The organism is Desulfoglaeba alkanexedens ALDC (assembly GCF_005377625.1).
Taxonomy (GTDB): domain Bacteria; phylum Desulfobacterota; class Syntrophobacteria; order Syntrophobacterales; family DSM-9756; genus Desulfoglaeba; species Desulfoglaeba alkanexedens.
In genome coordinates this window covers 1279222-1306142 of record NZ_CP040098.1, presented here as the reverse complement: position 1 = coordinate 1306142, position 26921 = coordinate 1279222, and the positions used below count along the sequence as shown (strand labels likewise).

General features: G+C 60.2%; 19 protein-coding genes and 1 pseudogene. 11 read left to right on the top strand and 9 right to left on the bottom strand.

Translation table 11 applies throughout. The features are described from left to right. Nucleotides 1–121 precede the first annotated feature (121 nt). Entirely contained in the window at nucleotides 122–607 is a 486-nt protein-coding gene (locus tag FDQ92_RS06085) for a flavodoxin family protein (protein ID WP_137423757.1), read from the bottom strand. A gap of 171 nt (nucleotides 608–778) precedes the next feature. On the opposite strand from FDQ92_RS06085, the pseudogene FDQ92_RS15415 reads away from it, so the two are divergent. The 6 genes and pseudogenes from FDQ92_RS15415 to FDQ92_RS06055 all read left to right on the top strand — a co-directional run. Then, nucleotides 779–931 (top strand): annotated as a pseudogene (locus FDQ92_RS15415) (calcium/sodium antiporter); the annotation flags it as partial. 225 nt (nucleotides 932–1156) lie between these two features. After that, complete coding sequence (locus FDQ92_RS06075) at nucleotides 1157–3925, top strand: cation-translocating P-type ATPase (RefSeq protein ID WP_246041854.1); 2769 nt, start codon at nucleotides 1157–1159, stop codon at nucleotides 3923–3925. After that, complete coding sequence (locus tag FDQ92_RS06070) at nucleotides 3922–4491, top strand: flavin reductase family protein (RefSeq protein WP_137423755.1); 570 nt, start codon at nucleotides 3922–3924, stop codon at nucleotides 4489–4491. The genes FDQ92_RS06075 and FDQ92_RS06070 overlap by 4 nt, the downstream gene beginning before the upstream one ends. Nucleotides 4492–4541: 50 nt before the next feature. Further along, complete coding sequence (locus tag FDQ92_RS06065) at nucleotides 4542–5549, top strand: ABC transporter ATP-binding protein (RefSeq protein ID WP_137423754.1); 1008 nt, start codon at nucleotides 4542–4544, stop codon at nucleotides 5547–5549. 12 nt (nucleotides 5550–5561) lie between these two features. Next, on the top strand, nucleotides 5562–6350 hold the full coding sequence (locus FDQ92_RS06060; protein ID WP_137423753.1) for an ABC transporter permease: 789 nt from the start codon (nucleotides 5562–5564) through the stop codon (nucleotides 6348–6350). Between the two features lie 3 nt (nucleotides 6351–6353). Further along, a complete protein-coding gene (locus tag FDQ92_RS06055; protein WP_137423752.1) occupies nucleotides 6354–7193 on the top strand; it encodes an ABC transporter permease in 840 nt (279 codons plus the stop codon). A 51-nt stretch (nucleotides 7194–7244) separates the two neighbouring features. On the opposite strand, the gene FDQ92_RS15200 is transcribed toward FDQ92_RS06055, so the two are convergent. After that, entirely contained in the window at nucleotides 7245–7394 is a 150-nt protein-coding gene (locus tag FDQ92_RS15200; RefSeq protein ID WP_170180218.1) for a hypothetical protein, read from the bottom strand. Nucleotides 7395–7724: 330 nt separating this feature from the next. Between FDQ92_RS15200 and FDQ92_RS06050 the strand changes: the two genes are divergently transcribed. The 5 genes from FDQ92_RS06050 (at nucleotide 7725) to FDQ92_RS06030 (ending at nucleotide 14275) form a co-directional block, all read left to right on the top strand. Continuing rightward, nucleotides 7725–9350, top strand: coding sequence for a hypothetical protein (locus FDQ92_RS06050; RefSeq protein WP_137423751.1), 1626 nt, complete (start codon nucleotides 7725–7727; stop codon nucleotides 9348–9350). Further along, nucleotides 9347–10309: a glycosyltransferase family 2 protein gene (locus tag FDQ92_RS06045; protein ID WP_137423750.1), complete on the top strand. Its 963-nt coding sequence runs from the start codon at nucleotides 9347–9349 to the stop codon at nucleotides 10307–10309. The genes FDQ92_RS06050 and FDQ92_RS06045 overlap by 4 nt, the downstream gene beginning before the upstream one ends. Next, complete coding sequence (locus FDQ92_RS06040) at nucleotides 10306–10713, top strand: GtrA family protein (RefSeq protein WP_137423749.1); 408 nt, start codon at nucleotides 10306–10308, stop codon at nucleotides 10711–10713. The genes FDQ92_RS06045 and FDQ92_RS06040 overlap by 4 nt, the downstream gene beginning before the upstream one ends. Before the next feature lie 407 nt (nucleotides 10714–11120). After that, nucleotides 11121–13868, top strand: a complete 2748-nt coding sequence (locus tag FDQ92_RS06035; protein WP_281276849.1) for a glycosyltransferase — start codon at nucleotides 11121–11123, stop codon at nucleotides 13866–13868. 65 nt (nucleotides 13869–13933) lie between these two features. Further along, entirely contained in the window at nucleotides 13934–14275 is a 342-nt protein-coding gene (locus FDQ92_RS06030; protein WP_137423748.1) for a hypothetical protein, read from the top strand. A gap of 73 nt (nucleotides 14276–14348) precedes the next feature. Here the strand turns inward: FDQ92_RS06030 and FDQ92_RS06025 are convergent, their stop codons facing one another. Genes FDQ92_RS06025 through FDQ92_RS05995 form a run of 7 tightly spaced genes read right to left on the bottom strand, consistent with a single transcriptional unit; the run spans nucleotide 14349 to nucleotide 26414 of the window. Beyond that, nucleotides 14349–17147, bottom strand: coding sequence for a DUF499 domain-containing protein (locus tag FDQ92_RS06025; protein ID WP_137423747.1), 2799 nt, complete (start codon nucleotides 17145–17147; stop codon nucleotides 14349–14351). A gap of 21 nt (nucleotides 17148–17168) precedes the next feature. Beyond that, on the bottom strand, nucleotides 17169–17369 hold the full coding sequence (locus FDQ92_RS06020; RefSeq protein WP_137423746.1) for a DUF2283 domain-containing protein: 201 nt from the start codon (nucleotides 17367–17369) through the stop codon (nucleotides 17169–17171). Then, the gene (locus FDQ92_RS06015; RefSeq protein ID WP_137423745.1) at nucleotides 17366–17650 is read right to left on the bottom strand and encodes a DUF4258 domain-containing protein; all 285 of its coding nucleotides are present in this window, start codon (nucleotides 17648–17650) and stop codon (nucleotides 17366–17368) included. The genes FDQ92_RS06020 and FDQ92_RS06015 overlap by 4 nt, the downstream gene beginning before the upstream one ends. Next, nucleotides 17647–21255 carry an REP-associated tyrosine transposase gene (locus FDQ92_RS06010; protein ID WP_211341381.1) on the bottom strand — a complete coding sequence of 1203 codons (3609 nt, stop codon included), beginning with the start codon at nucleotides 21253–21255 and terminating at the stop codon, nucleotides 17647–17649. The genes FDQ92_RS06015 and FDQ92_RS06010 overlap by 4 nt, the downstream gene beginning before the upstream one ends. Then, the gene (locus tag FDQ92_RS06005; protein ID WP_137423744.1) at nucleotides 21252–21851 is read right to left on the bottom strand and encodes a hypothetical protein; all 600 of its coding nucleotides are present in this window, start codon (nucleotides 21849–21851) and stop codon (nucleotides 21252–21254) included. Before FDQ92_RS06005 ends, FDQ92_RS06010 begins: the two co-directional genes overlap by 4 nt. Before the next feature lies 1 nt (nucleotide 21852). Continuing rightward, complete coding sequence (locus FDQ92_RS06000) at nucleotides 21853–22986, bottom strand: AAA family ATPase (protein WP_137423743.1); 1134 nt, start codon at nucleotides 22984–22986, stop codon at nucleotides 21853–21855. After that, nucleotides 22983–26414, bottom strand: coding sequence for a helicase-related protein (locus FDQ92_RS05995; protein WP_137423742.1), 3432 nt, complete (start codon nucleotides 26412–26414; stop codon nucleotides 22983–22985). The genes FDQ92_RS06000 and FDQ92_RS05995 overlap by 4 nt, the downstream gene beginning before the upstream one ends. Nucleotides 26415–26921 lie beyond the last annotated feature (507 nt).

Here is a 26921-nt window from a genome sequence, read left to right as displayed (position 1 = left end):
GAGTGGACCCCTCAGCCGTTCCTCTCTATTTCGAATCCGGTCACCGGCCGAAGGTCAGACTTCCGGCATGAACCGTACCTCCTTTTGCAAAACGGCAAGGCCGGCTGACGATCCCATGGGATTATGCCTTTTTCAGTTTGAGGCACAAGTCGGCGACGCGGCGGCCGAGCTTTTCGGCGTTTTCGGCGGTCTTTGGGTCCGGAGGCCCAACGCAGGCCACGCCATAATGCCCCGTGGCATCCAATGGGTCCCCGATCACGATCATGCCGTAAATGAGCAGACACTGGATGATGGATATCATGGTGGTTTCTTTCCCGCCCGTCGCATCGCTGGAAGTGGCGAAAGCCGCTCCCACCTTGCCTTCCATCTTTTTGCGAACGCTGATGAAATCGTCGAAAACCTTTTTGAGTTCCGCCGCCATAACGCCGAAGTAAACGGGCGAACCCGCGATTATGCCGTCTGCGTTCACGAAGTCGTCTTTGGTCACATCTCCGGCGGATTTGAGGACGGCTTGAACCCCGTTGACGGAATTCACCCCCTGGGAAATGTGCTCCGCGAGTTTTCTCGTGTTGCCTCCTTTGGAATGGTAGAGCACCAGTACCTGCATCGTCTTCCTCCTGGTTTTCAGGGTTGTCCAAGGGCGGCCCCGCGGAAACGCAAGGGCCGGTCCGGGCGGTGCTGGAAGTTGCTCCCGCGGCCACCACACGCCCATTCTACCATGAGAGGCGGTAACTTCAAGACGTCCCGCGGTTCCATGGACAGGTGTCGGCCGGCGGAAGGTATCCCCATTGTGGCAACCGGGACATCGATTCCCGAGGTGGCCGCTTCGATTCCGGCCGCCCTGCGCGGACAGCGGGATATTACCGTCGAGAATGTGGTGGGCAGCAACGTGTTCAACCTGCTTGGTGTATTGAGTGCTTCGACGCTGGTCTGGCTCCGTCTATAAATAACAGTTACTCTTTTGTCCGGGTGATTGTGGCGATGGAGTAGTTCCAGTCACCATGAGAAGCATTTCCCCCTTGTTCCCAAGCTCCAGCTTGGGAACAAGAAGCAAAAGATCTGCACTCGATTGCCCTGTAGTAGCGAAAGTTGAGTATGGCCTGAGGAGAAAAAGCGGCGTATTTTGAGAACCTTCTATGTGAGTTGCGCCAGCTTCATGATGAGCAAGATCGCCACAGGGGGAGGACAAGCAATGATTAGCGGGCAAAACTGGCATGCGTTGGAAGTTGAAGACGTATTGCAGACCCTGGAATCCAGCCGTAACGGCTTAAGCACAGCGGAAGCACAGAAGCGGTTGGAAAGTTTCGGCCCTAACGAGCTGGCGGAGAAAAAGCGGGTTTCTCCCTGGATGCTCTTTTTGGAGCAGTTCAAAAGTTTCCTGATCATCATCCTCCTTATCGCTGTTGTGCTCTCAGCGGCGCTGGGTGAAGTCGTTGATGCGATCATCATTGGTATCATCATCCTTTTTGCTTCCGGTCTGGGCTTTTTCCAGGAGTACAAGGCAGAGCGGGCAATGGAAGCCTTAAAAAGAATGGCGGCACCTACGGCATCCGTGTTGAGAGACGGCAAAGAGATCGAGGTGCCTGCCCGAGAAGTAGTGCCGGGAGATATCGTTATTATCGCGACAGGGGACAGGATACCGGCCGACGCCCGCCTCATTGAAGCTGTCAATCTCAGAATAGATGAAGCCTCCCTCACCGGTGAATCGGCTCCGGTGGAGAAAATAAATACATTGGTAGAGGCAAAGGCCGATCTGGGTGACCGGTTAAACATGGTCTATATGGGGACAACGGCCGTCTACGGCAGGGGTGTGGCTGTAGTCACCGGTACCGGCATGGCCACAGAATTCGGTAGGATTGCCGGCATGCTCCAGGAGGTTAAACAAGAGGCGACCCCCTTGCAGGTCAATCTCGACCGGACGGGAAAGTGGATTGCCACAGGCGCCCTGTTCGTGTGTGTCGTGCTGGCCGGGTTTGGTGTTGCCAGAGGTCACGAGATTCTGGAGATGTTCATCTGGGGGGTGGCGCTGGCCGTTGCCGCCGTTCCGGAAGCCTTGCCGGCCGTGGTGGCCATCAGCCTGGCACTGGGCGTGCGGCGGATGGCGAAACGCCACGCTTTGATTAGAAGATTGTCAGCAGTGGAAACTTTGGGCTGTACCACTTTCATCTGTACAGATAAGACCGGCACGCTAACCCAGAACAAGATGACCGTTCGCCGCATATACACGGATGGTAAGCTGACCGATGTTACCGGCACTGGATATGAACCGGAAGGCGAATTTGTGGTAGATGGTATAGCCTTTGTGCCGAAAGAGGGAGACAGTCTTTACGTCCTCTTGAATACCGGCATCCTATGTAATGATACTTCACTCAATAATATCGATGGTGCCTGGACAATCAAGGGAGACCCCACCGAAGGCTCTTTATTGGTAGCCGCCGCCAAAGCTGGTTTGTGGAAGAAAGACGTAACTGAGCGGTTTCCCCGCATCGGAGAAATCCCGTTCTCTTCTGAAAGGAAAAGGATGACCACCATCCACCGTACGGGGGATGGGAAGATAGCCTATTCCAAGGGAGCACCAGAAGAGATTTTGAACGCCTGCGATTGCATCTACATAGAAGGACAGGAAAGGGAGTTGACCGCCACAGAGAGGGCAAACATACAGGCCATTGCTCAAGCTATGGCAGATGATGCCCTCAGGGTTTTGGGCATGGCATACAAAAGGCTTCCCGGTGACCTTGAAATTGACCAGACCGTGGAACAGGAAATGGTGTTTGTCGGACTGGTCGGCATGATTGACCCGCCTCGAGAAGAGGCTAAAGAAGCCATAAAGCTTTGTGACCAAGCCGGTGTGAAAACGGTGATGATAACCGGTGACTACAAGATCACAGCCGTCGCTATAGCGAGAGATCTGGGATTGCTGAAGGGAGGGCTGGTCCTGACTGGTGCCGAGCTTGACAGGCTGAGCCATGAAGAGCTTGAAAAACAGGTAGAGAACATAGAAGTCTACGCACGGGTCTCTCCAGCCCACAAGCTCCGGGTGGTGGAAGCCTTGACCAAGAGAGGTCACGTCGTGGCCATGACCGGGGACGGGGTCAATGACGCCCCGGCCTTAAAAAAAGCGGATATCGGCGTTGCCATGGGCATTACCGGCACCGACGTCGCCAAAGAGGCCGCCGATATGATTCTAACTGACGACAATTTTGCCTCGATAGTGGCCGCCGTGGAGGAAGGCAGAGGTATATTTGACAATATCAAGAAATACCTGATGTACCTGCTTTCGGCCAATGTGGGGGAGATACTGGTGATGGCTGGGGCTATCCTTTTCGGACCGCTAATCGGACTCCCGGCCGGAGCCATTCCGCTGGTTGCGATTCAGATATTGTGGGTCAATCTGGCCACCGACGGTTTACCGGCCATCGCTCTTTCCGTTGACCCGCCCGATCCGGGAATCATGACGCAGAAGCCTCGCCCCCGCGGGCAGGGTATATTCACCAGGCCGGTGGTATTGCTGATAGCTACCGGAGGAATTTGGTCATTTCTGGTAAATCTGAGCGTATTCAAGTGGGCGCTGGATGCAGGTAGAGGCATGATAGAGGCACAAGCTTTATGCTTTCTCACCCTCGCCCTTATCGAATTCTTCAAATCTTATGCTTTTCGTTCTGACAAGCGTTCCGTGTTCACGCTTGGTTTCTTCAGGAATAAGTGGCTTAATCTGGCGATAATGTGGGAAACCATGCTCCTGCTCCTGATAGTGTATGTTCCGTTTTTACAGCAGCCGTTTCACACGTTTTCATTAAGCATCTCTGATTGGGGTGTAGTGCTTCTCGCCGCCGTAACCATATTACCTGTTCTTGAGGTGACCAAAGCGCTTATTAGATGGCGCGGAAAATGTGAAGGAGTCGTTGGAAAAGGAGGTGCGCGATGAAGAAATCCTTCGGTCCCGAAACCATTGTCTTCCCTACCCCCGTCTGGTGCGTGGGTTCCTACGACAAGGACGGCAATCCCAACATCATGACCATCGCCTGGGGCGGCATCTGTTGTTCCAAGCCTCCCTGCGTGACCGTTTCCGTCAGGAAGGCCGCCTACACCTACGGGAACATCATGGAACGCCGGGCGTACACCCTGAACGTGCCTTCGGCGCGCTATGTGAAGGAAGCCGATTACTTCGGGATCGCTTCGGGAAAGTCCGCTGATAAGTTCAAGGTGGCGGGGTTGACTCCCGTGAAAGGCGAATTAGTGGATGCTCCGTACGTCAAGGAATTTCCCATGATACTTGAATGCAATGTGGTTCACACCTACGAATTGGGGCTCCACACCCAGTTTGTCGGGGAAATCATGGACGTGAAGGTGGACGAATCGTGCTTGGACGACGAGGGCAAACCCGATATCTTGAAAATCCAGCCCATCGTTTATACGCCTCAGGCCCAGAAGTACTATGCGATCGGTGAATTTCTCGGCAAAGGATTTTCCATCGGAAAGGAGCTGACCTGACGAGGCTGGACGAAGGGCGGCGATCGGAGTGCGGGTGGTAAGCGCCGGAGATGGCCGTGCCTCAGATTGAAGTGGAGAATCTGCAGAAGTTCTACCGGGTCCACCATAAGGAAGAGGGGCTTCTGGGGTCTGTGCGAAGCCTGGTGAACCGCCGCTACCGGGATGTAAAGGCCGTCGACGGGATCACCTTTTCCATCGAATCGGGAGAAGTGGTGGGCTTCCTGGGTCCCAACGGGGCGGGAAAGACCACCACGCTCAAGGTCCTATCCGGCCTCCTGTATCCGACCGGCGGGCGGGTCTCGATCTTAAACGGCAGGCCTCATGAGAGGACACCTTGGTTTCTCAAGCAAATAACTCTGGTCATGGGCCAGAAGAATCAGCTGCTTTGGGATCTGCCGGCCATCGAAACGTTCCGGGTGAACCAGGCCGTTTACGACATCGAAGAAGGAGACTTCCAGGCTGTGCTTTCGGAGTTGGTGGAACTTTTGGAGCTGGAGCCCCTGCTCAGAAAACAGGTCCGAAAGCTGTCCCTGGGGGAGCGGATGAAATGCGAACTGGCGGCGGCGCTCCTCCACCGCCCGCGGGTTCTGTTTCTGGACGAGCCCACCATCGGCCTGGACGTCACCATGCAGGTGAGGATCCGCGAATTCATCGCCGAATACAATGCGCGGTTCGGAGCCACGGTGATACTCACGAGCCACTACATGGCCGATGTGACGGCACTTTGCCGGCGCGTGATTATGATCGACCTGGGCCGACTGGTCTACGACGGCGACCTGCGGCTGTTGGTGGAACGGATGGCGCCTTACAAAGTACTGAAAATCGTCCTTCGAACCCCTTGTCGCCGGGATGAGTTGGAAGTCTTTGGAGAGGTTCGGCACTGCAACGGCGTGAAGGCCGTCTTGAGGGTGCCGCGCAAGGAAGCAGCGGAAGCTGCGGCCAGGCTGCTCACCACCCTCGACCTGGATGACGTGACCATCGAAGAGCCGCCGGTCGAAGAAATCGTCTCCCAGCTGTTCGGACGCCGGCCGCCCGCGACGGAACCGGGCCTGGAATAGCGGATCGATCTCATGGTCCGGAAATACCTCGCCCTGTTCAGGGCCAACTGGGAATTGATCCTCGAATACCGGGCCGGAATGGTCATCTGGATCCTGGCGAATATCCTCCCCTTGGTGATGATGACCGTCTGGTTGTCGCTGGCACGGTCGGGTCCCGTCGGTTCCTACGGGGCGGGCGATTTCGTGAGTTACTACCTGGCCATCCTGCTGGTTCGGCAGCTGACGACCGTCTGGGTCGCCTGGGACCTGGACCGCGAGATTCGCCTCGGGGAGCTTTCCCCCAAACTCCTGCGGCCCATCAATCCCATCCACGACCACATCGCCTTGAACTTGGCGGACAAGGTTTTCAGGATCCTCACCGTGGTGCCGTTGATCGCGGCCGCCGCTTTGCTGGTCCCGGGAACTCGTTACGCAACGGAACCGGTTCACCTCGCTGGGTTCGGAATCTCCTTGGCCGGGGCTTGGGCGGTCCGCTTTCTATCGCAATACTGCATCGGGCTGTTGAGCTTTTGGATCACCCAATCGCTCGCCTTGAATGAAATGTGGTATGCGGGACTTCTCATGCTGGGGGGCGTTATTGCGCCCTTGGATCTGTTTCCGCCGGGCGTGAAAGAATGGGTGCCGTTGCTTCCCTTTCGTTACATGCTGTCGCTCCCGGTGGAAATCCTGCTGGGGCGCCTGGGTTCCGACGCGTTGTGCCGCTCGCTCATCATCCAGGCGGCCTGGGTGATCGCTTGGTGGGGCCTTTACAAGGTCCTGTGGAAAAAGGGCGTCCGGCGCTACGGTGCGGTGGGAGCGTGAGAGGTGAAAGCCGCAGGTGAATATCACCGACCGCCTCACCGGGGAGGGACCGGCTTTTCCAAGTCGGTGCGCCTGGTGGGAATCTTTTTCAAGAATTCCCTCCTCGTGGAAATGGAATACCGGGCGAATTTCGCCGCCAGCGTGTTGATGAGCGTCTTCTGGACCGCGTTCGCGCTTTTGGGACTCCAGATCTTTTTCCATCACCGGGATTTCGTGGGAGGCTGGAGCTACCACGAAGCCTTGCTGGTGGTTGGATTCTATACACTCTTCAATGGGCTCATCGAGGCCGTGCTTCAGCCCAACCTCGTGCGCGTGGTGGAACAGGTGCGGCTGGGCACCTTCGATTTCGTTCTGGTCAAGCCCGTCAACAGCCAGTTCATGGCGACCTTTCGAAACCTGGCCGTGTGGCGCCTCGCCGATGTTCTGGTGGGAATCGCCGTGTGCCTGTACGGGCTCGTCGGGCTCAGGCTCGTCCCCCGAGCGCCAGATGTCGCCCTGTTCGCCCTCTTTCTCCTGAACGGCTCCGTCATCCTCTACAGCATCTGGCTGGCGATGATGACCACCTGCTTCTGGTTCGTCCGGATCGACAACATCACCGAGCTGTTTCTGGCCGTGTACGAAACGGGACGCTTTCCCGTGACCGTTTATCCCGAGTGGATGCGTGGGCTTCTCACCTTCGTAGTGCCCGTGGCCTTCATCACCACCTTCCCCGCCGCGGCCGTGCTCGGCCGTGCCGGATGGCTGCTCGCCTTCGTGTCCACCGTCATCGCCGCCGTGTTTTTCGGACTCAGTGCCTGGCTCTGGCGTTACGCGGTCCGCCATTACAGCAGTGCGAGCAGCTGAAGAACCTCTGCCGGAACCGCCCGACGCCTCCTGCCGGAACGGCAACGCCGCTCAATCCCATGCGAAGGAACGATCCTGCTGCAGCACATGACCTTCGCCGAAAAGGATGTCGCACTGCAAGATGTTCAGATCCAGGAGGGAAGCCCGGTGATGGCTGCGTTTTTCTGGAGCACGTATCGGCTCCGGAAGAATCTTCGGCATGAGCCCCTCCAAGGCCTGCTCAGGATCCTGTAGCGCCTCACATCTTCGGCATAGCCGTCAGGGAGCCGGAAAACAGAGGATCTCGCCCAAGAAAATCGGTAGCGTTCTAAAGTAGACACCTTAAGCAAAAAGGTTAACGAAGGTCGAAAAATCCCGCTGTCCCCCTCCCCTTAATCCCCTCCCACAAGGGGAGGGGAAATAGAATTTGGCATCACATATTACGTCTATTATTTTCTACGCTACCAAGAAAATTGCCGTTGCGTTATCCCGCGGACTGGATTAGGTTTGCCGTCCGGTAGATCGGGAAGAACCGCGTCGGAACGTGCGTCCATGGCGGAAGGCGGTAAATCCGAAAAATCGATGATGGGTGTGCTCTGGTTAGCGTGTCCCTTGTTCGGGGGGATCGCGGCCCTGCTTTTCGGCCAGGACGCTAACTGGGACCTCAGGAACTACCATTTCTATATCCCGTATGCGTTTCTCGAGGGCCGGTTCGACCACGACGTGGTGCCGTCCCAGGTGGCCAATTTCTACAATCCGCTGCTTTACATTCCTTTCTATCATGCTGTGGCGGCTCTTCCGCCCAAGGTGGTGGGGTTCGCGATCGGAGCCTTGCAGGGGCTGAACGGACCGCTCATTTACGCCGTCGCCCGTAAGTTTTTGACCGAGGGCTCATGGGGTGTCCTTCTTGTCATGGTGGCGGGAGTTACCGGTGGCGGATTCCTCGGCGAACTGGGGACCTCGTTTGCCGATACGATCCTGAGCTGCCTGGTTCTGTGGAGCCTGTGGCTGAATTTGGGGACGGTGGAAAGGTTCAAGGAAGAGCGGGGAGCGGCTTGCCGGAAAGCCGTCTTATTTGCGGGCTGCCTTGCCGGATGCGCCGCGGGACTCAAGCAACCCACGGCGGTCTATGCCGTGGGTCTGTGCGGGGCCTTCTTGGTTGCCGGACCAAGTCTGCAACGGGGTGTGCTTACGGCCTTTCTTTTCGGCATAGGGGTTCTGGCCGGTATGGCCGCCACGGGAGGCTTCTGGTTCACTGAACTCTGGCAGCGCTACGGCAACCCACTCTTTCCGTACTTCAACCACATGTTTCAATCCCCCTGGGGCGCCGCCGCCGACTACCGGGACGCCCGGTTCCTTCCGGAGAACATGGCTGCGGCCCTACGGTTTCCCTTCAACTTCGCTTTCGATCCCTACCGAACCGGAGAGGCCTTTTTTCGAGACTTCCGGATTCCGGTTCTGACCGTTTGCCTGGCGGGCTTTCTCCCGACTTGGATTCTTTGCCGGCTGAAGCGAGGAAAGACTCCGGGGAGCGCGACGCCGGAATCCGCCCTGAAGTCCAGATACCTGCTGGGGTTCGGAATCATCACCTTTGTGGTCTGGCTGAAGGTGTTTGCGATTTATCGGTATCTCCTGGTTCTGGAAATGCTGGCGCCGCTCGGGATCTGGCTGATTTTGAAGGTTTTCCTGGGAAGCCGCCGCTGTTTTGCTTACCTGAGTTCCGGCTGCATGCTTTTTCTGATGTTGAGCAGCCAGCCGGCGGACTGGGGCCGCGTGCCTTGGGGGGACGATTATTTCGGAGTCCGGCCGCCGGAATTGGAAGCTCCGGATCGAACGTTGGTACTCATGGCGGGAACGGAGCCCATGGCCTACCTGGTCCCGTTTTTTCCAAAGGAGGTACGTTTCTTGCGTATCTTGAGTTACTTCACGGGCCCTTCTTCCTCGCCCAATCGCTTTGACGAAAGGATGGAAGAGGCCATCGAGGCTCACGGAGGAAGCATTTACGTCATCTATCGCGAATATGAAGAAGAATCGACGGACGCGGCGCTCGAAGCTTACGGCCTGGAAAGAAAGGCGGACGGATGTGTTCCCTTGCGGCCGCATATCGAGCAGCGCATCGAGCAGCCGCTCCTTTTCTGCCCTGTGGCAAAAGTTGGAGGGGATCGCTCGAACATATGAACCATCGCAAACCATTCAGTCCCTACCGCCTGGCCGTCCTCGTTCCCTGCTACAACGAAGCCCGGTCGATCGCTGCGGTAATCCGGGATTTCAAGGAGTCTCTTCCCGGGGCCGAGGTGTACGTGTATGACAACAACTCGTCGGACGGGACCGCTTTGGTGGCACGCGAAGCCGGTGCCGTGGTCCGAAGCGTCATTCAGCAGGGTAAGGGGAACGTGGTGCGGCGCATGTTTGCCGATATCGATGCCGACGTTTATGTGTTGGTGGACGGCGACGATACCTACGACGCCTCGAGTGCTCCCGTCCTGGTGAGCAAACTGTTGGACGAACAGCTCGACATGGTGGTCGGAACACGCTTCGGGCGCTTCGAAACCACTGCATTCCGGGCGGGCCACAAGCTGGGAAACCGCCTGCTCACCCGGTGCGTGGCGCTGCTTTTCGGGCGCACCTTCACGGACATGCTTTCGGGATACCGTGTCTTTTCGAGGCGGTTCGTCAAGTCCTTCCCGGCGCTCGCCCAGGGTTTCGAGACCGAAACGGAACTCACGGTGCACGCGCTGGAACTCAGGATGCCGATTGCGGAGATCGAAACCCCCTATCGATCACGTCCCGAGGGCTCGACGAGCAAGCTCCGCACCTACCGAGACGGCTGGCGCATTCTGATGATGATTCTCACACTCTTTCGCGAAGAACGGCCGCTCGCCTTTTTCATGCTCGTTTTCGGAGCGCTGGCTTCCACATCGTTGGCGCTCGCCGTACCCATTGTGGTCACCTACCTCAAAACGGGGCTGGTGCCGAGATTTCCCACGGCGATTCTTTCCACGGGCATGATGCTGCTGGCGTTTCTCAGCCTTACTGCGGGATTCATCCTGGATACAGTGACGAGGGGCCGGCTGGAAATGAAGCGGCTGTTTTACCTGTCGGTCCCGGCGGTGGGTAACGGAAAAGACTCGGCATGACGTTTTCCGCACAGTTTCTTCGCTTCTGCATGGTGGGGACCATCGGCTTCGTGGTGGACGCCGGGACGCTTCACGTCATGGTCGAGGTTTTTTCCGGCGGCCCTTACGATTCTAGGGTCTTATCCTTCCTTGTTGCGGCGACCGCCACCTGGGCTTTAAACCGCCGGTTCACATTCAGATCTTCCGTGGCGCATCGTGCAAGAGCCCGGCAATGGGGTCTTTACGTGACGGTCAACGCAATGGGTGGCGCCGTCAATTACGGGGTGTATGCCCTCTGTGTGCATGGTTCGCAACTGGTGTCGTCATATCTCTTCCTCGGTGTCGCCGCCGGATCCCTCGCCGGACTGCTGGTGAACTTTCTTGCTTCCAAGTTCCTGGTGTTCCGGACGGCGGCGGTGAGTTGAGCGGGCTGCAGGGTGGATTCACCTGTGCGCCGCATGAGGGTTGCGGCATCAAACGAATGATTGCGGCACCGATAATGAATGATCCAATGATACGGCAAACCGGCCAGGGCCGGAATCCGGTGGGCTTGGGCGCCGGCGGCATGGGGCCGGCTTTGACTTGTTTGAAGGGATGGTTTGTCTTAGAGTGCCGAGGCTGAATGCCGGAGGAGTCCAGCACGGGAAAGTCTTTTGGATAGGCCGTGACCGACGAATCCGCGGCGAGGGCGTTGATTTTTCACGATAAGTGCTCATGTGGAGAGGCTTTTGCATTCATCGAAGACCTGCGCGGTGCGGGAACAGCCGTCAAAAGCATGAAACGTGCGTGTTTCCGGGACAGGAAGACTTCATCTTTCAAGGATACCGAGACCATGAAACGAAATAGCGATATGACGCGAGCCAACATTCTCATCGGTCTGTCCATAGCGATCCTCACCGTGGGCCTTTGGGCCTACGCGAACCGACCGGAAGAAGAACCCGTGTGGCCGAAGCGGATCCAGGGGTTCTCCTTTTCGCCCCTGAGAGCCGACGACAGCCCCTTGACCCGGGACTACCCGAGCCTGGAAGAGGTGGATGCGGATCTGGCTCTTCTGGCGGGAAAGACCAACGCGGTGAGGACGTACACGCTGGAGGCCGACGTGTACACGAAAATTCCGGAACTGGCGCGAAAGCACGGGATCAACGTGGCTCTCGGGTGCTGGATCGATAAGGACTTGGAAAAAAATGAACGGGAAATCAAAACGCTCCTGAAGGTGGCCGGTTCCAACCTAAACAACGTCGTCCGAATTATCGTGGGAAACGAAGTGCTCCTGCGCGAAGAGATCCCGGTCGAGCGGTTGATCGGCTACTTGGACCGGGTTCGGAAAGCGGTGGGCGTCCCGGTGAGCACCGCCGAACCCTGGCATGTCTGGCTGAAATATCCGGAACTGGCCGATCACGTGGATTACCTGGCGGTCCACATGCTTCCGTACTGGGAAGGCGTACCTGTGGAAAGGGCGGTGGATTATATCGATGAGCGCTTGGCCGAGCTGAAAGCCAAGTTTCCGCGCAAACCCATCGTGATCGCGGAAGTCGGCTGGCCCAGCAACGGGCGTATCCGCCACCAGGCGGTGGCTTCGGAAGCCAACGAAGCGGTCTTTCTCCGCAGGTTTCTGGCCCGGGCTGAAAGGGAAAACTACATCTACTACGTGATGGAGGCCTTCGATCAGCCTTGGAAACGGGACACGGAAGGGGCCGTGGGGGCGTACTGGGGTGTGTACGACGTCTATCGGAAGCCCAAGTTTCCGTTCACCGAGCCGATTGTCGCCATTCCGAACTGGCGGGTCCTGGCGGCGATATCCGTGCTCATCGCAGGAATCACCCTTTCGGTGCTTCTACTGGACAGCGGAACGTTGGAAAATCGTGGAAGGAGCTTCCTGGCGATCATCGCGTATGCGGCGGCCACCGTCGCCGTGCTCATCGTCTACCAGGTTACCGACCAGTACCTGACGATGACTACCATCGTGGTCGGGAGCCTCATGATGGCTGGCATGATCGGAGTCATCGTGGTGCTTCTGACCGAAGCCCACGAATGGGCTGAAGCGCTTTGGGTTCGCGATCGGCGCCGGCCTTTTCACCCGCTCACCTTGGAAGAAAGAGCCCTCCCCATGGTTTCGATCCATGTCCCTACTTACAATGAGCCGCCGGATATGGTGATCGAAACGCTGAACGCTCTCGCTCGATTGAATTATCCTACGTACGAAGTCTTGGTCATCGACAACAACACCAAGGATCCCGAGGTGTGGCGGCCGGTGGAAGCCCATTGTTCGCGTCTCGGCGACCGGTTCCGCTTCTTCCACGTCGATCCGCTGGCGGGATTCAAGGCGGGCGCCTTAAACTTCGCTTTGGCCCGGACCGATCCGGCAGCGGAAGTAATCGCTGTCATCGACAGCGACTACACGGTGGATGCGGATTGGCTGCGGGATCTGGTGCCCCAGTTTTCCAATGCCAGGGTCGCGGTTGTCCAGGCGCCCCAGGATTACCGGGACGACCGGGCGAACGCCTTCAAGGCCATGTGTTACGCGGAATACCAGGGTTTCTTCTTGATCGGGATGGTCACTCGGAACGACCGGAACGCCATCATCGAGCACGGCACCATGACCATGATCCGGCGATCGGTTCTGGAAGCGATCGGCGGCTGGGGCGAATGGTGTATCACCGAAGATGCGGAACTGGGCCTTCGCGTGTTCGAGCACGGCCACGAGGCTGTCTACATCCCGTGGAGTTACGGCAAGGGCCTCATGCCGGATACTTTCATCGATTACAAAAAGCAGCGGTTTCGATGGGCCTACGGGGCGGTCCAGATCCTTCGCAGGCACGCGGGAGTGCTCCTGGGGCTTCGTCCGAGCCGCCTCACCTGGGGGCAGCGCTACCATTTCATCGGCGGCTGGCTTCCCTGGATGGCCGACGGCGCCTGTTTGCTGTTCAATATCGGCGCGCTCTGCTGGTCGCTGGCCATGGTCGTCGCTCCGAAGCGGGTGGATCCGCCCATGATGGAGTTTTCCATCCTTCCGCTAGCCCTTTTCGCCTTCAAGCTGGGGAAGCTCATCTATCTCTACCGGACCCGGGTCCATGCGACGATCGCCCAGACCTTCGCGGCCGCCCTGGCGGGCCTCGGACTTTCCCATACCATCGCCAAGGCGGTTTGGCTGGGGGTTTTCACCAAGGACAAGCCGTTTTTCCGCACTCCCAAGATGGCGGACACCCATGCGGTCCTTCGGGCCATTCATGCGGCCCGTGAAGAGACCCTCATGCTCGTCGCGCTGCTCCTGGCGGCGGGAGCCATCGCCGACCAGCAGGCGTTCATCACGCCGGACCTTCACATGTGGACGGCGGTTCTCGTCATCCAGTCCATTCCCTATTTGGCGGCGCTCGTGGTTTCGCTGATCAGCGGGTTTCCCGGCCTGCCGGCCGGCCTTTTCGGCAGGCCGAAACGCGGTGCTGAAAGGGCTCGGCCGGTACCGGCCGTCGTCCCTGCAGAAGGGGAAAAGTCCCCGGCTGTTCCCGTTCCCTCGTACCTGCCACCGTTTCCGGCGGTTAACCGTTCGATGGCATACACTGAAACGGTGAAACGGCGGTGAACAGCGGCCTGTCATCCTTATGACATGACAATGAGATACGAAAGTCATAGGCCTGCCATATGGGGATGAAAGGAATCGTTTTCGCGAGCAGAGGCGGTGCGTCGCACTGCGTGCAGCTCATCAATACCGAGCGGGAGTCAATGCAAGGCACAGCAAAACCCCTGCGATCCTTTGAGGTGGAACTCAAAGGCAGCATAAAAACCTTCCTCGAACGAGCGGAAAAAATCATCGTCCACGAAAACGGTGGTCGCTTTTCCGGGGACCGAAACGGGGGAAGCTTTTCCGTTTTCGGAGTCCAGGGCCGGTACTGGGTCAAAGATGGCTCGGTCCATATCACGATCCAAAAAAAACCCGTCTACATCCCCTGGTCGCTGTTGGAATCGAAAATCATGGAGTTTTTCGGTTGATCCGCATGCCAGCCGCGTGTGCGAGGAGGAACCGAGGGACACTACCTTCATCGGTAACCAGCGTTCAAGCCCATCAGGCGTCGCGGATCTGTACTTGGCCCTTGATACCCAGGTCATCAAGGATCTGACGTAGGTCCGACGTCAGGCTTGTCGCCACATCGCGGTTGACTGTCACGGAGAAATCGACACCGACCTTGAGGTCGGAGCCCGAGCGGAGCTTCGGCAGGAGTTTCGTCCCCAGCCGATTCCACAGTTCGGGCGGCACGGTACCGACCAGCCGGATGGTCTTCTGCTCCGTGCCCGACAGGGGACTCGGGCTGGGCTCGGTTTCGTAGCCTGGTCCTGGGCCAGGGCTGGTTTGGGGACCGTACCCCGGACTTGGCAACGGTTGGCCCGCTTGCGATTTTGGTCCGGGGGGAGGCGCATGGACACCGGCCTTGAGAGCCTGCGCCTTGGCCTTCGTCAGCAGGAAGACGCCGGATTCGAAGGCCACCTCATCCGCGCTGACCGGTTCCTGGAACCAGACCCGTTCGTAGGTTCCATCTGCCTTCTGGCCCGAGGCGAGTCCGAAATCGCCCTTTCCGACGAACTCGACGATCTTCCCCCGCAGGGTGGTGTCGGGATCGAGCAGCCGCGTCAACGAGCCGTTCAGGAAACTTTGCCGCAGGCTTGTGAGCGGCCACGCCCCCGATTCCTTCAGCGCCGGCGGCCAGTTCCGGTCAATGTAGCCGGCGCCGACGGACTCGTTGAGCAGCGCCTCTGATTTGAGTGCAGCGATGACCCTGCCGCACAAGGTCTCGCCGCTTGAGGAGTGACCGGCTCCGAGGTCGATGGTCTTGAGGCCGTCGGCCTCCTGGTGGTCGGCGATCACCGCGAACCGATAGCCGCCCCAGACCTCGTCCTTGGCGGCCTCCTTTGCGGCCTTGACCTTCGAATGCAGATCGGTGCGATCCGTCCGGTCGAAATCGCCTCCCAGCGTTCCGTCCGTCACTTCACGGTCGACTCGCTCCCAGGCGAGCCACAGCTCCACCTTCTCGCGCAGGTCCCGGCCCGGCTTCTTGATGCACCACACGAGCGATCCCGGGTAGAGGCGCGGGGACTTGCCGCGCTGCCTGGTCCATTCCGCGATCTGGCTCCGCAACGAGCCGCCGCCGGTCCACTCGGCCTCCGGCGCGGTGATCACGAGCGTCAACCTTGGCGTGTCCGGGACTTCCGCGCCGTCGTTGGGAAACGGCAAAACGGGAATACTGGCTCCTCGGCGGAATTCATCCTCGACGAGCTTGCGAATGGCGGGCTTGATCTCGGACTCTTCGTCCAGTGACGCCCGCCGGTCGTTGACTACCTTCCTCAGCGTAGGCTGGTGGCCGATCTTGAACCCATCGGAGCCCACCTTGCGAATGAAGTAGGACTTGTCCTCCAGGGCAAACGCGGCGTTATCCACCGAGGTCGTGTCCACCTCCGGCTCGCCGAGGGCGAAGCGAAGCTCCGGGAGGTGCGCAACCTTGTCTGTCTGTCCGCCGGAGGACTCAAAGAGGATCGCCGTTCCTACACGACGATGGATGTCGCGAAGCGGCCCTTTCGTGTCGGCGTCCAGCGCCTTCGCGTGGGCTTGTTCGCCAGCGATGTCCGCGTCGATGGCCGCAACGAGTCGGGACTCCCCCAGTTGGCCGAGGATCGTGCTGCGGAACCCCATATCGTGAAGGGGGGCAGACCCAAGGGTGATTAGCGGCTCGCGCCGGGCGGAGGTAAATCCGTCCCGATAGGCCCAAACAATCCATTGGGCCAGCATCGCCAGTGTGCCGCGCGTCTGCTGGTACTGCGACAGCGCCTGCCACTTGCGTTGGAATACGGAGAGGGTGGCCGGATGGAAGGGGTAGCAGGCCTCGAATCGCCGCAAGAGGAACTCTCTCGCCTTCGCCTCCGTCGCCGCCGTGTCCACGGCCGTCCATTCCGGCGGCAGTTGCGCCCTCCGTTCGAAGCACCAGTCCGCAAAGGCTTTGGCCACGTTCTTTCTGGTGCGCTCACTCCCCAGGTCCTCGAAGAGCCTCCGCCGGACAACTTCGCTGATCTCCGACTCGTCGTTGGCGATGAGGTCCTTGGCGACGCGCCGGACGACCTTGGTGATCTTGTCCTGCCACTGCATGTCCCAGCCGGTCATCTCGACCTGGCTGCGCGGAAGGCTGATCACCGCCACGGCGTGCGTCGTTCCCGTGGTGGCGACCGTGAGGTTCTGGATGAAGGCATGGAACGACTCGGCCATGCCGCGATGCCGGTTGAGGAAGTTGAGGACTTCATCGAAAAGAAGGAGCACGGGCGCGTTCGCCGCCTGAAAGACGCGCCCGATAGACTCTGTCCCCGGTGGGGTCGTCTTCGCGGCGGTCCCCAGCGCTTCGACGCCCTTGTCGCCTGCGAGCTGGCGGGCGATGTCAATCCACGGGGTCTCCCGGCCGTCCTGAGGATCCCACGCGTTCCCTACAAACACGCCCACCCGCACCTTCGGAACCGACGAGATGCCGGCGTTGCGCAAGAGGTCGGAGATCCCCGGGTAGCCGGCCGCCTGTTCGCCGCTCGTGGCGAGGTGGTAGAGGGTGGTCAGCGTGTGCGTCTTACCGCCGCCGAACTGGGTGATCAGGGTCAGGACCGGAGCGGTGTTGTCGGTCTTCCCCGAGAGCCTTCGAAGCACCATGCCGGCGTGCTCCCGCAGTGCCCTCGTGAAGCAGGTGCGCGCAAAGAACTGCTTCGGGTCACGGTAGTCCTCGGGAGCCGTCTTCGCCACGACCTGTTCGAGGGCGATGGCGAATTCGTCCGGGTTGAAGGACCGTCCTTCCCGGACCTCTTTTCGTGGCGTGGCAACTTTGTACCAGGGGTCCATAACGGTCATCCTATAGTCGCTTCACGGCATGGCTTGGTACTCGATCTTGCGGGCGTCGGTGACGCGCTTCGACGCATCGAGAATTTCGAGCGAGATCAGATCTCCCTGCTCATCGTAGTCCAGGATCACGCCCGGTTTGTCCTCATCGCTCTCGGACACCTGCACACCCTCTTTGAGCACCACGCTCAGGGTGTCGGTCCTCTGATCGTAGGAAACTTTCATGGCTCGTTCCTCCAGTATTTGTCTATTTTACTGCTTCGGTACGCTGTAACCACCTCATTCGGCTGCTTGTCCACATCAACGATCACCCGGAGTACGTAGACCCGGGGCGGTTCACCCATCGAGATTTTTGACTGCAACACATGTCTTCCGGGCTGCAAGTCCCACCGCTGCCCCGGTGCTTCCAGCACGCCGCGGACAAGCTCCTCGCCCAACCCACGTCGCTCTATTTCGAAGCGCGCATGGGGCGTGAACACGTAATCCCTGAGCGGTTCTGCAATCATCTTGGCACCGCGAGCAACATCGCGTCAAGCAGCCGCTTCTCTTCGCTTCCCTTCGGGTACAGGGCGGAGAGCGCGTTGGCCAGACGGAGGAAATCATGCCCGCGCTCCTGTTCAGCCTTCAGGAGAGCCCGCAGGGCGCTCGCTCGACCGCCGGCCTGAAGCAGCATCGCCATGTGGACCCGGTCAAGCGTCGTGGCTTCGCGGCTGATCTCCAAGGCCTCGCGTGCCTGCGCCGCGTCCCGGGACGCGGCAGGCAGGTTCGTCACGTTCACGTCAGCCTTTCTACGTCTGTTCCTGCGCCCCTTGCCCTTTGCCGCAGCATCCTCCGGGAAGAGCCTCAGCTGGTGGAATCCTGTGACAGGGGCCTTCTCCAGCCGGTGGGCCACGGCCTCGGCCCCGTCCTTGCCAAAGAGGATCAGCGCGCGTTCGGTGATGGGCAGCAGGCGCACGACCCCCTTCTTTATCTCGATAATCCTGCCTTCCCACTTCGGAAGGTTGATGCCCAGGGGCTGGGCGAAGCGGCGCACCACGTCGAAGACGAGCGAATAGCCCTTTGCCTTTCCGGAGGCGATCTGCTGTTCGTCTTCATCCTCGGCGGGGAGATCATCCTCGTCGGTTTCGTGGGGGTCTGCTCCCGCAGATTCCCCATTGGTGCTTTGGAGCGTCCAGAGGAACAGAGCCGTCAATCGCGCGTCTTCTTCCAAGCCTCCCTGGAGTGGGACAGGTATCTTGCCTGTCATGTCAGGCTGGAAGCCTGACCTACTGCCAAGCACCTGCTCCAGCGCGGTGCGGCCCACAACCTCCCACACCTTCTCCAAGTACTCGGCCAGCCTGATTTCTCGGCCATCGGGGGTCTCCACCCTGCTGTACCGGCTAAAGATCTCCAAGGCGGGGCCGATGCAGGCAAAGACCAAGTCCGCGCCTCGAATGCCTTCCTCCTGGAGCCGCTCCATCCAATCGCCGACGCGCTTCGGGAGCTCGCGCAGCACGTGGGCCCAGTCGCCGACCGGCGCATCCTCAGGCCGCGGGCGGCAGACGAGATGGACGCTGGTGGCGAGCGCGGCGGAATCCTGAGAGCGCAGTCGACCCGGTCTTTCCGTGGCGATGGGCCAAGAACCGGTGATGGTCCAGCCCCCGCGGATCATGCCGTAGAGGAGCGCCTCCCACCCTTCGGTGGTCTTGTGGGCGAAGACCACCGAGCCAATGCCATCCTTCCGCAGGACGCGGCGGCCCTCGGCGAAGGCCTTGGCCATCGTCTTCTCGAACCAGGCACGGTCCTTCGCGCGGCCATTGTCACATTTGGTCTCGTCCTGCACGGCTTCACGATTCTTGGGCGTCAGCGAGTTCGTCGGATCGAAAGGATCGCGCAGCAGTGGATGACCCGGCAATGCGCGCTTGAGCCAGACGAAGAAGAAGTCCGAGAGGTCCGCATAGGGGACCGCGTCGTAGTAGGGCGGGTCGGTGAACCAGACGTGGGTTGTTTCGTCGGGGAGTAGATGCGCAGTCGCGTCGGCGGACTGAACCTGCCCAGCGTGTGAAGGGGGCCAGGCGTCGACAACCTTCGCGACCAGATCCAAGCCGCTCAGAAAGTTTCCGGTCGAGTCGGAAAATATCGAGACCTCTGCGAAGTCCCACACTATCGGCAACGCTTGCCGGCCGAAGACGTGTTCAATCTTCTCGCCGATCTGATTCCAAACGGCGAGCGATGCGTTCTTGTCCGCCAGCCGCGAGAGCGCAGCGGCACCCGTTTCGCCAACGCTCGATGGTGCACTCCTCAGGCGCGAGCCCAGGTCAAGCAGCGCCACCTTCTGCCGCGCCGTGAAAAGGTCGCCCCACTGGAGCATGCCGTAGCGCTGAACGCGAAAGCCAAGAGTGCCAATCGGCGGAAGCGGCTCATCCGGCACTGGGCAAAGGCCCTTCCTACCGCTGCGTTCCCATTCGTCGAGGATCGCCTTGAGGCGCTCCTGGGCCTTCCAGACGGCCTGATAATCCCGCTCCGTCGGCAGGCGGTAGTGCCTGCCGGTTTGGCCGGGCTTCAGCGTCACCACCGCAAGCAGTCGCGCACCACCGGTTCTGCACCACGGAGACACAGAGCATACAGAGTGTTTTTTCTGGCTTTTCTCTGTGTTCTCGGTGTCTCTGTGGTGAAAAATCACATCCGCACCGCCGCGCTGCGCCGCGAGCTGTGCGCGCACCCGCTCCGGCGGCAGGACCGCCCCGCAGCAAAGGCAGGTCGCCTTGGCCCGCGCGACCGTGCCGTTCGGAACTTCCTTCTCGCTCTTCGGCTCGAAAACCTCGAACTGGACAGTGGGACAGGCATCCTGCCTGTCACTTCTTGCCCAAAGCCATTTGTATGCTTCCGGCCTTTCTACCAGACCTTTCTTCACCGCATTCTGCCGAATGTACTCTATCTTTTCAGCCCACTCCTCCCCGTTCCGAATGATGTGGTCGAAACTCTCGTCCTGCCACAACGAGCCTTTCCGCTTGAGCAGTTTGTTGACCTCATTGGCCGAGAAGCTTTTGATACTATGTAATACCTTGCTTAATGAAGGAGAGGTATCTTGCCTGTCGGAATCAAGCATCAACCTGAAGATCATGTGTACGTGATCCGGCATGACTACAGCGGCATCCAAATCGATTCTCTCGCCATGCCAGTGGATTACCGAGGACAGGACAAGGTCGCGGGCCGCTTCCGGTAGCTCCACCCCCTTCGCACAACGGAAGGTCACGAAGTATGTGGCATCCGGAGTTTGCAGGTGCGGAAGGTGTCGGGATTGAATCCCCAGTTCAGGGTTTTTCCAGGGATTGACAGGCTGGAAGCCTGTCAATCTTGGCTTCACCACCTTGTACCGTAGCGCTCGTTTTCGATTGGCCTTCTTGCAAAGCCACAACGAGCGCATAAGCGGAATCTCCGCCCCGCAGTTGGGCGCCTCGCAGCGCACGGTGCGCGCCCAGAGGTAGGCGATGGGCCGGGCCCCATCGGGGTCGGGCGGGTAGAACTCGGCCAGTTCCTTCTCGGCCTGGCGCTTGATCTCCGCCCCGACGCGCCGCAACTCCTCTGCCAGCTCCCGCCCGTGCCGAGGAATGTCTTCGAGCATGACCTTGAGGATGAGGCACGCAACGGGGTTCAAGTCGCTGGCGAACGCCTCACAGCCCAGTCGCAGCGCCTCGAGCGGGATCGATCCACCGCCGGCAAACGGGTCCACGACCAGCGGCGGCTCCTCGCCATGCGCAGCCCTGACCAGCGCCCGGCTGACGCCAAGATAGGCGCGATGGGATGCCAGGTCCCAGTTGGCGAAGTCCGCAATGAACCTCAGCAATGCCTTGCGCAGGTCATCATCCGTGGGGCCGACCCTGCCCGGGACTGTGGGTAGCAGTTCCCGGGCCTTCATCTTGAAGCCCTCTGGGCAAACCGGATCGCACGGATCCGGCAACAGAAGCGCCAGCAACACGGCCCGGCTAGAAGCCAGCGGCCGCCGCGCCCACCACAGGTGCAAGGTGCTCGGATGGCCGTGGCGAATGGACTTCTCCCGCGCCGCGTGCTTTGACACCTCGGCAATCGGGAAGTCCACCTCGGCCAGACGCCTGCAGTCTTTGGGGATCATGCTCTTTCCTCCACAAGCCTGCGCAGGCATCGTATGGCGCGAGCGAGGCTGTCGGCGCGCCTGGCCGCTTCGTCAGGTCGCCAGTGCCGGCCGGCAAATTCGATCAATCGCGAGGTGTAGGCGGGACCGACCGCCCGACCGCTGGATTCGCGCGGCACCATGTCCTGTCGGATATCCTTTCGGCGCGAGCGACGCGCCAGGCTCACCAACTCGACCTTCGGATCAGGCAAGCCCTCCGGATTCGCAGGCACTCGATTTCGTGCCACAGCCATGAATTCGGCGATCCGCTGCGCGTCGGCGAGCAGCCACGACTCGACGGCACGAACCGCGATACGAAAACACAACCGCGGCGGGGGATTGGGTAGCCACGCAGTTTTCAGTGGCGGCGCACAGTTTGCGTCGCGATCGAGATCCACCAGAACAAGCCACGAACTGTGTCGCGCGGCCTGGCTGTAAGCGTTGAGCCTTTTCCGGAGGTGGGGTTTGCCGTTCTTGCCGTATACGGTACCGACTTTGGCCCCGACGTGGCAGATCAGACGCATGGCGACAGCTTCGTCCGTCGGTCCCTCGACTGCCGCGTTGATGACGACGCTCACCTTACGCTTCCCCGAACGACGTGAGTTGCGACGCGCGCTCGGGCTTGGTGAGCGGGATCACCGCCTCCGCAAGCGTAAGACCGCCTTCGAGGAGGTCGCGGATTTCCTGGTGACTGCCGGCCACAGAAACCTTGGTGCCCTCCGGCGTGGGGCTTAGCAGCAGGACTTCGTCGAGGCCGATCCCTTCGTCGCAAAGGAGTGCTGGCGAATGGGTGCTCAAAAAGATCTGCCGCTTGGTGCGCCGCTGGACGCGCGCGAACATCTGCGGCAGAAAACGCACCACTTCCGGATGAAGCGATAGTTCCGGTTCTTCCAGCAGCAGCGGCCCGCCGCTTTCGAGGGCGACCCAAAGAAGTCCCATCAGGCGCAGCGTCCCGTCGGAAAACTGTTCCTCGGTCTGCCAGGCACCTTGCGGCCGCCAGTGTTGATATTTGCCTCGCAGGTGCGGGGTGCCGCGTTGATCCCGATAGAGCTCGATCTTCTCAAGCTGCGGCACGGCCACGCGCAGCGCTTCTTGAATCTGCTGCAAGCGTTTATTCCTGGTCTTCTCTGGAATTTTCGCCACCTGCTCCAGAAAATCGCCCCCGAACGGATCATTGGCGCGTCCCACGGAGCGATCCGGCTCGCGCACGAGCTGCGGTACAATGTGCAGGTACCGGATCGAGGCGAAAAAGGTCGCAAGGGCGCGGAACGGCTGATTGACGTTGACCTGCTCCAGATAAGTCTGCGTAAGCCGCGCGGGGTCTTTCTCATCTTCGTCGGTCGGTCTACTCAGGAGGATGTCGTCGCCCCGGCGCACCCGTTCCGAACGCACGGCTGCACGGCGCTGCTTGTCCTGGTTGAATGAAAGCTCGTATTCCCACTCTTCTGCGCCGTTGCGGACGACAACGCCTAGCGTGATGTTCGAGTTGCGTCGCGCAGCCAAGCAGCGCAACGCTGTCACCCCGCCGCGGCGCTCAACAGCCACCTGAAATCCGCCGCCGGTAGACGCCAGATCGCGCAGGAAACGGAACGCATCGAGGAAATTGGACTTGCCCGAGGCATTCGGTCCGACCAGAAACAGCCGATCGTGGATCTCGACGTCAGCCTCGGTGAAGTTCTTCCAATTCCTTAGCGTGAGCTTTTGAATCTTCATTGTTTTTCTCCGTATGGCAGCAGGTCTTCGCGCACCTCCATCGGCTTGGTCAGCGCATCCACCGACAGGTAATAGTGAGCCACCTTGGTGACCTCGTGCCAGTCGAAGCGGGCGGGGTCCTTGATCGGTTCCTGGAGTTCGGGCTGGGTAGCGCAGCTGGTGACGACGTAAAGCCAGTAGCAGTCGCGCCGGTCCTCGGCCACGCGGCGTTCGTTGGGGGTGAGGAGGATGGTGCCTGTAGCACCGACCAGGCCTTTGACCTCGATGAGGCGTAGCTCCCCGGAGTCGAGGTCCAGGCTGGTGACGTCGTAGCCCAAGTTTTTCTCGTGGACGTCGTAGACCTGCCGGCCCTGGGCACGCTCGTAATCCAGCACCACCCGCATGGCGGTAGCCTCAGTCTCCGGGTTGGGCTGGAGGCGCTGGACCTCGGGGGCCTCCCGCTCGGGATGGGGCAGGACGAGAACGCTTGCGATGCGCTCCACCCCCTGGAGGGAAAGCGCCCGCTGCTGATCGATCTCCCGGCGCCGCCGCTCGCGCCGTTCGCGCAATTCGTCATGCCGTGCCTCCGCCTGAGTGAGACGGCCTTCGGCACCCTGCTCACCGCGGTCCACGGCCTCGTGCGCCCGGCCGATTTCGTCGTCGGCCCGCTGTAGGAGCTCCGTCAGCGACAGTTCGATGTGCGCCGAGATCCGTTCGACCTCGGCCAGGCGATCCTTGCGCGTCTCTTCTAGGAACGGCGTGAGCGCCTGTTCGTTGAGCCAGGCCGTTGCTTCGGGAAGTGTAGCGACCGTCGGGGATTCATCGGGAGCGCCCGCGGGCGTGAAGTTCCCGAGGATGTTGGGTTCGCACAGGCGCGGTTTCACGTCGGCCGAGATCTCGACCGCAAAGAGCCGCTCGTGGATCACCTGGCCGAGGCCGTCGACGACACGTGCGCGGTAGAAGTCGATTCGCGCGGGCGCATCATGCTGGAGGGAGTAGAAGGTCGCCCCTTTCCCGAACACGTCGAGCGCCTGCGCGTAAGTGTGCCTCCGGATCGCCTCGAAGAGAGGGTGGCCGGGCGTGACCCATTCCAGGCTGTGTTTCTCGGCCGTCTCCCGGTCTGTGGAACAGCGGGGGTACTTGGCCGCCAGCGCCGACAGCTTCCAGGTCGGGTCGCTCTCGTAGCGGCGCAGCACCGGCGGGGTCCTGCCCGGATCGAAGGTGTGGGGAAGATGCGGAAAGGTCTTGAGGGTGAGCGGAACGTACTCGGCCGCCTCCCGGATGAACCGCGCGATGGTCTCGGGCACGACGCGCCGTTCCCGGGCCCGCGCACGGCGCTCGATGAGCATCTCCAGGTTGAGCTTCTTCGAGGCCAAACCTTCGAGGGCGTTCTGGCAGATGTTGCGAAAGTGGCCCTCGTCCACGTTCCGCAAGAGCCGTTCCTCAAGGTCTGCGTCGCCGAGACGTCCGGCGTAGTAGTCGCGCAGGATACGTTCCACCTGGGATGCTGGGAGAACCTCACCGACCACGTTGAAGACCGCGTCGTCATCGAGCGCGTCCCGGATCTCCTGGAGCTTTTCCAAGAGCCGCTTGAGCACCCGGCCCTCAATGGTGTTCGTAGCCACGAAGTTGAAGATCAGGCAGTCCTTGCGCTGACCGTAGCGGTGGATGCGGCCCATGCGCTGTTCAAGGCGGTTCGGGTTCCACGGGATGTCGTAGTTGAAGAGGATGTTGCAGACCTGAAGGTTGATGCCCTCGCCGGCTGCCTCGGTCGCTACGAGGACCTGAATGGCCCCTTCGCGGAACTGCTGTTCCGCATAGAGCCGGGTGCCGGGATCGTCGCGCGATCCCGGTTTCATGCCCCCGTGGATGAAGCCTACGCGGAAGCCCCACGATTTGAGGCGATCCACGAGGTAGTCCAGCGTGTCCTTGAACTCCGTGAAGATGAGGAGCTGTTTCTCCTGGTTGTCGAAGAAACCTTCCTGCTGGAGGAGCTCCTTCAGCTTCGATAGCTTGGCCTCAGCACCGGAATCCTCCACCGCATGGGCCTGGCCGGCCAGCGCCCTGAGTGCCTGAATCTCCTCCTGGACCTGTTGGGCGTTGCCCGCAAGCGTGACGGCCTCAAGCAGCTCCTCGAGGCGCTCGCGCTTGCTTTCCTCCATTTCGTCCAACTCATCCGGGTCGGGAAGCTCCGGAGGAGCCACCCGTGCAAGGTCCTGAGCACGCTTCAAGTCATCTTCCAGCCGCTTGGCCCGGTTTTCGAGTGAGTGCCGTATGGCGTAGGTGCTAGAGGCAAGTCTCCGCTGGTAGAGGGACATCAAAAAGCCCACGGCGCGGGCGCGCGGGTCGTCACCCTGCGATGCAGCTTTGGTGCTCTGCTGCTTCACAAAGCGCGTGATGTCGCGGTAGAGGTCGAACTCCGCCCCGTCGATCTGGAACTCCACCGTGTGTGCGATGCGCTTCGTGAAGATTTTCTGTGCCGCCCACGTTCCATCCGGTTGCGGCTGCGGGAAGTAGACCATCGCTTCCTTCGTGCGGCGCAAATAGAAGGGCGCACGGCGACGGTCCATCGCCTTGCGGATGGACCGGACGTCCGCATAGGCATCCGCGTCGAGGAGCCGAAGGAAGAGGCTGAAATTCTCCGGATCGCCCTTGTGTGGGGTGGCCGTGAGCAGGAGCATGTGGTCCGACGTGTCCCGCAAGAGCTCGCCCAGCTTGTAGCGCAGGCTCTTGTGGGTTTCGTCGGCGGCCGACATGCGGTGCGCCTCGTCGACGATCACCAGGTCCCAGTGGACCTGCCGAAGCCCCGGCAGGATGTCCGACCGTTTGGCGAGGTCGAGCGAGGTGATGACACGCTTCTGCTCCAGCCACTGGTTGACGCCGAACTGGTCCCGGATGTTGCTGCCCTTGAGAACGAGGAACTTCTCGTCGAACTTTTCCTTCAGTTCACGCTGCCATTGGAACGAGAGGTTGGCGGGGCAGACGATCAAGATGCGCTCGGCGAGACCGCGCAGTTCGAGTTCGCGGATGAGGATCCCGGCCATGATCGTCTTCCCGGCCCCGGCGTCATCCGCGAGCAGAAACCGAACCCGCGCGAGCTTGAGCAGATAGTCGTAGACTGCCTCGAGCTGGTGCGGCAACGGGTCCACACGAGAAATCGAAAGGCCAAAATACGGATCGAACTCGTAGGCAATGCCAAGGGAATAGGCTTGCAAGCCGAGGCGCAACAGCCGGCCGTCGCCATGGTAGGTGGGCCGCGCCTCCTGAATCGTGAGGCTCTTGAGGTCACGCGTCGTGAGGGTGACCTTTCGGAACCGCTCCGACTGCGTCCCGACCAAGCCCGCCACCCATGTGTCCGGGCCGTTCGCCCGCACGGTCTCCACCCGCATCGGCTCATTGAAGAGCGGGCCGGTAAGAATCTGGCCTTCGTGGAGGAGCATGTTACTCATTTCAGCGACTTCTTCCGTGGGCCCTTCGCCAATGCCTGCCGCGACGCTCGCGGCGCAGGCAGGTCCTGGAAATCCAATTCCGTTTTCATCTCAACAACTCGCTTGATGAGAAAGGACAGGGGAATGCGTTTGCCGTTCTCCGAATGGTTCACGGTGCTTTATGTGACGCCGACCCGCAGGGCGAACTGTTCGTGGGTAAAACCCAGCCGTTGTCGAATCCTGCGAATGACTGCCGGGATGTGCTCCTTACTTCATGGCGTCACATCGAACCCTCGTCTGCGAATGCGCCGAGAAATATACATATATGATGCAGGGTGCCTGTCAACGGCTTGTTTGCGTCCACCATCTTTGGCCCTGGGCCGGCAATTCCAGGAGCCCCTGTGAAGGCTTGAAAACCGGGACTTGAAGGATTTCGTTTTCGCAAACGCGGCGGGTCCTTTCGGGCTCCGAAGGAAGTTTCCGGGGTAAACTTTGCCGAAGATGCCCTCAGTACAGCTCCACATAATA